12 protein-coding genes are annotated in these 9,335 nt (G+C 63.4%); 11 read left to right on the top strand and 1 reads right to left on the bottom strand.

Going from position 1 to position 9,335, the window contains the following annotated elements; genetic code table 11:
* From J1G35_RS16730 to madM, 11 genes are all read left to right on the top strand, one after another.
* Nucleotides 1–180, top strand: a 180-nt coding sequence (locus J1G35_RS16730) for a hypothetical protein (protein WP_223015485.1), incomplete at its 5' end; no start/stop codon positions are given.
* A gap of 283 nt (nt 181–463) precedes the next feature.
* Nucleotides 464–709, top strand: a complete 246-nt coding sequence (locus J1G35_RS16725) for a DUF6124 family protein (protein ID WP_223015484.1) — start codon at nt 464–466, stop codon at nt 707–709.
* 444 nt (nt 710–1,153) lie between these two features.
* Nucleotides 1,154–2,824, top strand: coding sequence for a malonate decarboxylase subunit alpha (gene mdcA / locus J1G35_RS16720; protein ID WP_053128025.1), 1,671 nt, complete (start codon nt 1,154–1,156; stop codon nt 2,822–2,824).
* The gene (locus tag J1G35_RS16715; RefSeq protein ID WP_223015483.1) at nt 2,825–3,658 is read left to right on the top strand and encodes a triphosphoribosyl-dephospho-CoA synthase; all 834 of its coding nucleotides are present in this window, start codon (nt 2,825–2,827) and stop codon (nt 3,656–3,658) included.
* A complete protein-coding gene (locus J1G35_RS16710) occupies nt 3,658–3,957 on the top strand; it encodes a malonate decarboxylase subunit delta (RefSeq protein WP_032884109.1) in 300 nt (99 codons plus the stop codon). Before J1G35_RS16715 ends, J1G35_RS16710 begins: the two co-directional genes overlap by 1 nt.
* Nucleotides 3,950–4,792 carry a biotin-independent malonate decarboxylase subunit beta gene (locus tag J1G35_RS16705; RefSeq protein ID WP_223015482.1) on the top strand — a complete coding sequence of 281 codons (843 nt, stop codon included), beginning with the start codon at nt 3,950–3,952 and terminating at the stop codon, nt 4,790–4,792. Before J1G35_RS16710 ends, J1G35_RS16705 begins: the two co-directional genes overlap by 8 nt.
* Nucleotides 4,789–5,559, top strand: a complete 771-nt coding sequence (gene mdcE / locus J1G35_RS16700) for a biotin-independent malonate decarboxylase subunit gamma (protein WP_223015481.1) — start codon at nt 4,789–4,791, stop codon at nt 5,557–5,559. The genes J1G35_RS16705 and mdcE overlap by 4 nt, the downstream gene beginning before the upstream one ends.
* Nucleotides 5,553–6,149, top strand: coding sequence for a malonate decarboxylase holo-ACP synthase (locus J1G35_RS16695; protein ID WP_223015480.1), 597 nt, complete (start codon nt 5,553–5,555; stop codon nt 6,147–6,149). The genes mdcE and J1G35_RS16695 overlap by 7 nt, the downstream gene beginning before the upstream one ends.
* The gene (mdcH, locus tag J1G35_RS16690; RefSeq protein WP_223015479.1) at nt 6,146–7,045 is read left to right on the top strand and encodes a malonate decarboxylase subunit epsilon; all 900 of its coding nucleotides are present in this window, start codon (nt 6,146–6,148) and stop codon (nt 7,043–7,045) included. The genes J1G35_RS16695 and mdcH overlap by 4 nt, the downstream gene beginning before the upstream one ends.
* 67 nt (nt 7,046–7,112) lie before the next feature.
* Nucleotides 7,113–7,517 (top strand): malonate transporter subunit MadL, encoded by a 405-nt coding sequence (gene madL, locus J1G35_RS16685; protein ID WP_027606068.1) that lies wholly within the window; start codon nt 7,113–7,115, stop codon nt 7,515–7,517.
* A 1-nt stretch (nt 7,518) separates the two neighbouring features.
* Entirely contained in the window at nt 7,519–8,283 is a 765-nt protein-coding gene (madM, locus tag J1G35_RS16680) for a malonate transporter subunit MadM (protein WP_058426582.1), read from the top strand.
* A gap of 136 nt (nt 8,284–8,419) precedes the next feature.
* On the opposite strand, the gene J1G35_RS16675 is transcribed toward madM, so the two are convergent.
* Nucleotides 8,420–9,334, bottom strand: a complete 915-nt coding sequence (locus tag J1G35_RS16675) for a LysR substrate-binding domain-containing protein (protein ID WP_053128036.1) — start codon at nt 9,332–9,334, stop codon at nt 8,420–8,422.
* Nucleotide 9,335 lies beyond the last annotated feature (1 nt).

Raw genomic sequence — 9,335 nt, 5'->3', positions numbered from 1 at the left:
TGGGCTGCGCAGCAGCCCCAGCAAGATAAATGCGTTGCTTCAGGTAAACCGAGTTGGCAGTTTTTGGGGCTGCTGCGCCCCCCAACGCGGGGCAAGCCCGCTCGCCACAGGAAGCGCTTTTCGCTTGAGAGGTGTGACAAGCCTTCGGATTTTTCCTGCAAGATTTTGGGCCGTGCATGAACTTGTCGCATGCAGCCCGCGCGCCTAGTCTTCGTCCCGTCATCGCAAAAAACGGTGACACGGACGTGCAAGTCCGGTTACATGTCGGCGCACCAACGCCCATAGCCATTCAACGGGCGTTTTTTATGCCTGCTGTATTTGTTATGGCGGCTGTGCGTGGGAGATCCTTCGGGGTCTGCCGGGGTCCGATATGCCCGGTCTTGCACACCTGCGCACAGCTGCCACCTTAATTCGCGTGCAAGCGGAAGAGGGCAGTCTCCATCACATATCGGAGTTGTAAATCATGGTCAAACCTACCCCCAATCCGCCCGCAAGCCTCTTCACCGTAAACCCCCACCAAAACACCGAAACCCTGCTGGTCAACGCCAGCGAAACCCTGTCCTCCCTCAACGCACTCACCTGCAACCTGGCCTTCGACCTGGACACTTCCCAGCGCGCCATCATGCTCGGGATCCAGCAAATGGCCGAGTTGGGGCAGTTGTTGGTGGATCAGGCACTGGAACAGATTTCCCCCTCCCCAGCGGCTTAAAACTTGATCAGTCCCTTTTTGGGACCGAAATCTCACAGATACCGCAGAGCAAAATGTGGGAGGGGGCTTGCTCCCGATGGCTGAGTGTCAGTTGATACATCACTTAGCTGACCCACCGCCATCGGGGCAAACCCTAATGCCAGTCAGTTAAGCGTAATCGCCTCCTGTAGGAGCGAGCTCGCGAAAAACGTCAACGATAACGCGTGCTTCCTGAATGAACGCGGCGCCTGTGAGTTTTTCGCGAGCAAGCTCGCTCCTACAAAAAGCCTTAACTGACTGGCATTGGGGCTTGCCCCCTCCCACACTTAGATCATCTTTTGGCTCGGGTCAGTGTTTGCTGATGATCCATTACTCCAGCCGTAACGATCCGCCGCTAAGCTTGATTGATGGCCCCCCGAATCACTCCTAAGGTACAGCCCACGACAGCAAACCCGTGGAGCGACCATGACAACAATAACTACCCCCGACTCGCGCTGGACGCGGCGGCGCGACGAGAAGCAGCGGCGGCTGGGGCTGGTCAAAAAATACGCAGACGGGGCCGTGTTGCCCAGCGACAGGATCGTCGAGGCGCTTGAGGCCCTGATCCTCCCCGGCGACCGCGTCGTACTGGAAGGCAACAACCAGAAGCAGGCCGATTTCCTCTCGCGCTCCCTGGCCAAGGCCGACCCGGCCAAGCTTCACGATTTGCACATGATCATGCCCAGCGTCGGGCGGTCCGAGCACCTGGACCTGTTTGAAAAAGGCATCGCGCGCAAACTCGACTTTTCCTTCGCCGGCACCCAATCCCTGCGCATCAGCCAACTGCTCGAAGACGGCCTGCTGGAAATCGGTGCGATCCACACCTACATCGAACTCTATGCACGGCTGGTGGTGGACCTGATCCCCAACGTCGTACTGTCCGCCGGTTTCATGGCCGACCGTGCCGGCAATATCTACACCGGCGCCAGCACCGAAGACACCCCGGCACTGATCGAGCCCGCCGCGTTCAGCGATGGCATCGTGATCGTGCAGGTCAACCAGTTGGTGGATGACGTCACCGACTTGCCCCGCGTTGACATTCCCGCCAGTTGGGTGGATTTCGTGGTGGTGGCCGACAAGCCGTTCTACATCGAGCCGCTGTTCACCCGTGACCCGCGCCATATCAAGCCGGTGCATGTGTTGATGGCGATGATGGCGATCCGTGGCATCTACGAAAAACACAATGTGCAGTCGCTCAACCACGGCATCGGTTTCAACACCGCCGCCATCGAGTTGATCTTGCCCACCTACGGTGAATCCCTGGGCCTGAAGGGCAAGATCTGCCGCAACTGGACCCTCAACCCGCACCCCACGCTGATCCCCGCCATCGAAAGCGGTTGGGTGGAAAGCGTGCATTGCTTCGGCACCGAACTGGGCATGGAGAACTACATCGCCGCGCGCCCGGATGTGTTCTTCACCGGCCGCGACGGTTCGATGCGCTCCAACCGGATGTTCTGCCAGCTGGCCGGCCAATACGCGGTGGACCTGTTTATCGGCGCCACCCTGCAAGTCGACGGCGACGGCCATTCCAGCACCGTGACCCGTGGTCGCCTTGCCGGCTTTGGCGGGGCGCCGAACATGGGCCACGACCCGCGCGGTCGCCGCCATGGCACGCCGGCTTGGTTGGATATGCGTCACGACGATGCGCCGGTCGCGCTGCTGGAACGCGGCAAAAAGCTCGTGGTGCAGATGGTCGAGACCTTCCAGGAAGGCGGCAAGCCCACCTTCGTCGACACCCTCGACGCCGTGGAAGTGGCGCGCAAAAGCGGCATGCCCCTGGCGCCGATCATGATCTACGGCGACGACGTCACCCACCTGCTCACCGAAGAAGGCATCGCCTACCTGTACAAGGCGCGGTCCCTGGAAGAGCGCCAGGCGATGATCGCCGCTGTCGCCGGGGTGACCGCCATCGGCATGCGCCATAACCCCAAGGACACCGCGCGCATGCGCCGCGAAGGCCTGATCGCCTTGCCCGAAGACTTGGGCATCCGTCGCACCGACGCCACCCGCGAGTTGTTGGCCGCCAAGAGCGTGGCCGACCTGGTGGAGTGGTCCGGTGGCCTGTACAACCCGCCCGCCAAATTCAGGAGCTGGTAAATGCGCGCCCTTAAACTGCACGAACTCAGCCTCGCGGATCGCCTGGCGGATATGGCCGTCGATGCGCTGATCGATGAAGCCGACCTGTCGCCCAAGCCTGCCCTGGTGGACCGTCGCGGCAACGGCGCTCACAGTGATTTGCACCTGGGGCTGATGCACGCGTCGGCGCTGTCGCTGTGGCCGATGTTCAAGGAAATGGCGGAGGCCGCGCTTGAATTCGGTGAAGTCGGCTTGCCCCTGCGCGAAGCCCTCGGCCGTATCGGGCGCGAAGGTGAACAAGCGATGCTCGCCACCACCCACGGCGTCAACACTCATCGCGGTGCGATCTGGGCCCTCGGCCTGCTGACCGCAGCGGCCGCGCTGGAACCCCGCGCCATAGCGCTGAATGCCGCCAGACTCGCCCTGCTCAACGACCGCTACGCGCCGCAAACCCAGAGCCACGGTGCCCAGGTCGCCCAGCGCTATGGCGCGCGCGGTGCCCGTGAAGAAGCGCAACTGGGCTTCCCGTCGGTGCTGCAACGCGGCCTGCCGCAACTGCACAAAAGCCGCCAGCAAAACGTCGGTGAACAGAACGCACGCCTGGACGCCTTGCTCGCGATCATGACCGACCTGGCCGACACCTGCGTGCTCTATCGCGCCGGCCTGGAAGGCCTGCATGCCATGCAGCGCGGTGCCCAGGCCGTGCTCGACGCCGGCGGCAGCGCAAGCCTCGCCGGGCGCCGCCAACTGCATGAGCTGGACCACCAACTGCTGGCCCTGAATGCCTCCCCAGGTGGCGCCGCCGACCTGTTGGCCGCCTGCCTGTTTATCGACCGCCTCGACGGAGCGTTGTGATGGAAACCTTATCCTTTGAATTCCCCGCCGGGCAGCCGCCAAAAGGTCGTGCGCTGGTGGGTTGCGTCGGTTCGGGCGACCTGGAAGTGCTGCTGGAGCCGGGCACGGCCGGCACGTTGACCATCCAGGTACAAACCTCGGTGAATGGCGCCGAACAACGCTGGCAGCACCTGTTCGAACGCATCTTCCAAGAGCAGACGCCACCGGCCCTGAACATTGATATTCACGATTTCGGCGCCACCCCCGGCGTGGTGCGCCTGCGCCTGGAGCAGGGTTTCGAGGAGATCGGCCATGACTGACTTGCTCGCTAAACACAGCTTCGTGGAACTGGGTGCGCGGCAGCGGGCCAAGGCCTTGTTGGATGCGGGCACCTTTCGCGAACTGATCGACCCGTTCCAGCGGGTGATGTCGCCCTGGCTCAGCCGCCAAGGTGTGGTGCCCCAGGCCGATGACGGCGTGGTGATCGCCAAGGGCAGCATCGGCGACTTGCCTGTGGTGATTGCAGCGATTGAAGGCAACTTCCAGGGCGGCAGCCTCGGTGAAGTGGGCGGCGCGAAAATCGCCGGCGCCCTGGAACTGGCCGCCGAAGACAACCGCAAGGGCATCCCGACCCGCGCCGTGCTGCTGCTGGAAACCGGCGGCGTGCGCTTGCAGGAAGCCAACCTCGGCCTGGCCGCGATTGCCGACATACACGCGGCGATTGTCGACCTGCGCCAGTACCAGCCGGTGATCGGCGTGGTGGCGGGCAGCGTTGGCTGTTTCGGCGGCATGTCCATCGCCGCCGGGCTGTGCAGCTACCTCGTCGTCACCCGCGAAGCGCGCCTGGGCCTGAATGGTCCGCAGGTGATCGAACAGGAAGCCGGGTTGGAAGAGTACGACTCCCGCGACCGTCCTTTTATCTGGAGCCTCACGGGCGGCGAACAGCGTTTCAACAGCGGCCTGGCCGACCGTTACGTGGCCGACGATGTGGCGCAGATCCAGCAGACTGTCAGCGCGTTGTTGCAGCAAGGCGTGCCCGCACGACAACGCAGTCGCCAGGCTGATTATTACCTCACACGCTTGGCCGAGTTGGACGCCGTACCGCAAATCGACCCGGCGACGGTGCGCGAGCTGTATCAAGGAGAACGCTCATGAGAGGCTTGCAGTGGTTCAACGCATTGAGCGCCGGCGCTCCACCCGTAGAAGGTTTGCCCGCGTCGCTGAGGGTTGCCGACGGTGTATTGGGTGAGCAACAGGTGCGCTTTGTCGCCGTGGTCACCGACGCGCAAAACCGCTTCCCTCGGGCGCGCAATGGCGAAGTCGGCCTGCTCGAAGGCTGGGGCCTGGCCAAGGCCGTCGATGAGGCCATCGCCCGCGGCGACAAGCGCCCCATCATCGCCATCGTCGATGTGCCCAGCCAAGCCTACGGCCGCCGCGAAGAAGCCCTCGGCATTCACCAGGCCCTGGCCGCTGCCGCCGACAGCTATGCCCGCGCGCGCCTCGCCGGCCACCCAGTGATTGCGCTGCTGGTGGGCAAGGCCATGTCCGGTGCGTTCCTGGCCCACGGTTACCAGGCCAACCGCCTGATCGCCCTGTGCGATCCCGGTGTGATGGTGCACGCCATGGGCAAGGCGTCGGCCGCGCGGGTGACCCTGCGCAGCGTCGAAGAGCTGGAAGCCCTGGCCGCCAGCGTGCCGCCCATGGCCTATGACATCGACAGTTATGCCAGCCTCGGTCTGCTCTGGGAGACCTTGTCGGTCAGCCAGATTGAACAGCCCACGGCGGACGATGTGGCGCGGGTCAGCGATTGTCTGGTGCATGCGCTCAAGGATATCGGCAGCACCGACTTGAGCGGGCGCCTCGGCGCGACTAATCGCGCAGCCTCAAGCCACGTTCGCCAACTGCTGCGAGAACAATGGTGAACGCCCACGACTTGCTCTGGGGCATGACCCCGGCGCATGTGCCCGCCGATGCCCCGGCCTGGGTGCTGGAGGCGCTCGGCGCCGGCCACCCGGTGGTGGTGCGCCGCGCCATTGCCGAACCGGGTTATGTGGCGGTCGGCGTACGCGGGCGTATGCGTGAGCAGCGGTTTGCCGCGCAGATGCCGCTGGCGGCAGTGCAGCGGCGCGTTGCACCGGAAGCCCTGTGCGACGTGGTTTCGTCACGGGATTTACCCGCGCTGCACGCGCTTGCTCAATTGCGTTCGGTGCTGGTGCACGAGACATGGGGCGTCAGCGGTAGCGCAGGCTTTGAATTGGCCACCGGCATCGAAGCACTGCATGCCCAGAGTGATCTGGATTTGATCCTGCGTACGCCCAAGCGCCTTGAACGCGCCGATGCCGAGGACCTGCTGGCGAGCCTGGACACGACGGTGTGCCCTGTGGACCTGCAACTGCAAACCCCGTTTGGCGCCGTCGCCTTGCGCGAATGGGCCAGCGGCTCACGCCGTGTGCTGCTGAAAACCACCAGCGGCGCGCATCTTGTGCTCGACCCTTGGCAGGCCGTGGCATGAGCAGCCTGCTGGTGTTTCCAGGGCAGGGCGCCCAGCGACCAGGCATGCTGAAGTCGTTGCCCGAACCTGTGCTGGCAGAAGCCAGCGATGCCCTGGGCGAAGACGTGCGCCTGCTCGATTCCGCGCAAGCCCTGGCCAGTACCCGTGCCGTGCAGCTGTGCCTGTTGATCGCCGGCGTGGCCCACGCCCGTCTGTTGGATCGCACCCCGGATTACGTCGCGGGCCTGTCCATCGGCGCCTACCCGGCTGCGGTCATCGCCGGTGCCCTGGCGTTTGCCGAGGCGGTAAAACTGGTGAGCCTGCGCGGCCAACTGATGCAAAACGCTTATCCCCACGGCTACGGCATGACCGCGATCATCGGCGTGGAGTTATCCACCGTCGAAACACTCCTCGCCGACATCCACAGCCCCGAAACCCCGGTGTACCTGGCCAATATCAACGCCGACAACCAAAGCGTGATCGCCGGCAGCGACGAGGCCATGAAGCGTGTTGCCACGCGCATCAAGGGCAACGGCATCGCCAAACGCCTGGCCGTCAGTGTGCCGTCCCATTGCGCGCTGCTGGCGCAACCGGCCGAGGCCCTGGCCCAGGCATTTGTCCCGCTCAAGGCGCCACGCATCACCTACCTGAGCAGCACCCGCGCGCGGCCGATCCACAACCCTGAACACCTTCGCGACGACCTGGCCTTCAACATGTGCCGCGTCGTTGACTGGCGCGGCACCGTACAAAGCGCCTACGAGCGCGGTGTGCGCCTGCAAATCGAACTGCCCCCGGGCGCCGTGCTCACCGGCCTGTCACGCCGCGTGTTCGAACAAGGCACGGTGATCGCCTGCGAAGGTGCACGCCTGGATACCTTGCAGGCCCTGCTGGAAGAGGAGGAGCGCCGCCACCGATAAAGCACCACCCAAGGCTGTCGAAGCACAAAAACAACAATTTCGATCGAGCACTTCGAGGACAACAACAATGATTATTTACGGTGTGGCATTGCTGGCGATCTGCACGCTTGCAGGCGTGATCATGGGCGACATGCTCGGCGTGTTGCTTGGCGTCAAATCCAACGTGGGCGGGGTGGGCATCGCCATGATCCTGCTGATCTGCGCCCGCCTGTGGATGCAAAAACGCGGCGGCATGACCAAGGAATGCGAGATGGGCGTGGGCTTTTGGGGCGCGATGTATATCCCCGTGGTGGTGGCGATGGCCGCGCAACAAAACGTCGTGACCGCCTTGCACGGCGGCCCGGTCGCGGTGCTGGCGGCGATTGGTTCGGTAGTGGTCTGCGGTTGCACCATTGCGTTGATCAGCCGTACCCACAAGGGCGAGCCTCTGCCCGCCGAAGAGCCGTTGATCGTGCCTGCGGGAGGTCGCTGATATGTGGGATCTCATCGAAAAAGGTTTGGAACATAACGGCCTGATCACTGCGTTTGCGTTTGTTGGCGTGGTGATGTGGATTTCCGTGGTGCTGTCCAAGCGCCTGACGTTCGGGCGCATCCACGGCTCGGCGATTGCCATCGTCATCGGCCTGGTCCTGGCCTGGGTCGGCGGCACCATTACCGGCGGGCAAAAAGGCCTGGCCGACCTGGCACTGTTCTCTGGTATTGGCCTGATGGGCGGTGCGATGCTGCGCGACTTCGCCATCGTTGCCACGGCGTTTGAGGTGCAGGCCACCGAAGCGCGCAAGGCCGGGATGATCGGTGTGATTGCGCTGCTGCTGGGCACGATCCTGCCGTTTATCGTCGGCGCCAGCATGGCCTGGGTGTTTGGCTATCGCGACGCGATCAGCATGACCACCATCGGCGCGGGTGCCGTGACCTACATCGTCGGCCCGGTGACCGGTGCGGCGATTGGCGCGACCTCGGATGTGATGGCGCTGTCCATCGCGACCGGGTTGATCAAGGCGATCCTGGTGATGGTCGGCACACCGGTGGCGGCGCGTTGGATGGGCTTGGATAACCCGCGTTCAGCGATGGTGTTCGGTGGCTTGGCCGGCACCGTGAGCGGCGTGACGGCAGGGCTGGCGGCGACGGATCGGCGCTTGGTGCCGTATGGCGCGTTGACGGCGACGTTCCATACCGGGCTTGGGTGTTTGCTGGGGCCTTCGCTGCTGTACTTTATTGTGCGTGGGTTGGTGGGCTGACCTTGGCGGTTGCGGTGACTGGTCTGGCGCTATCGGGAGCAAGCCCCCTCCCACATTTTGACCGCATTCTCATGTTGGAACTCGGTCAAGTGTGGGAGGGGCGGTGCGACGATTCGACTTGCCTCCGATAGCGGTCTCAGGCCTGCCGATTGGCGTACATCCGACACTCCGCCAGCAACGCCAGTAAATTCGGATCACGCTCCTTGGCCTTCAGAAACACCACCCCGATATGCTGCTGCAACCGATACCTGGGTTGCAGCGGTATCAGCTTCACGCGGTTCTCGTACACCGCCGCAATCCGCCCCGGCAGCAACGCATAACCCACCCCCGAACTGACCATGCTCAGCAGTGTGAAGATGTCATTCACCTGCATTGCCACCTTGGGTTCGAACCCCGCCTGCTTGAACACACGGTTGCCATCCTGATGGGTGGCGAAGCCTTGGGTGAGGGTGATGAAGGTGGCATCGCGCACGTCGGCCAGGTCGATTTGCTGGTCGCGGTCGAAGGGGGAGTCGGCCGGGGTGGCGAGGAAGATGTCGTCGGAGAACAGCGCAATCTGTTCGCAGTCGGGGTCGTTGGCGTGTTCGTCGAGGGAGATCAGGATGGCGTCGACTTCCATGTTCTTGAGCTTGTACAGCAGGTCGAAATTGGAGCCGAGGATCAGGTCGATATTGAGTTCACTGCGCCTGATTTTCAGGCCCATGATCAGTTGCGGCACGGTCTTGACCGTCAGCGAATACAACGAGCCGAGCTTGAAGCGTTCGGCGGAGAACCCGGCGGCTTCGCGGGTCAGGCGTACGCTGTCGACCACATCGGCGATCAGTTTCTGCGCGCGTTCTTCGAGGACATAGGCGCTTTCCAGCGGGGTGAGGTTGCGGCCCTCGTGTTTGAACAGCGGGCAGCGCAGGGCATTTTCCAGCGAGTGGATGGCGCGGTGCACGCTGACATTGCTGGTTTGCAGTTCGGCGGCGGCACGGGCCAGGTTGCCGGTACGCATGAATGCCAGGAAGATTTCCAGCTTTTTGAGGGTGAATTCTTCGTCGATCAGCATG

Source organism: Pseudomonas sp. SH10-3B (genome assembly GCF_019891415.1).
Lineage (GTDB): Bacteria > Pseudomonadota > Gammaproteobacteria > Pseudomonadales > Pseudomonadaceae > Aquipseudomonas.
The sequence above is the reverse complement of the archived record's forward strand: the minus strand, read 5'-3'. Positions and strand labels throughout refer to the sequence as shown.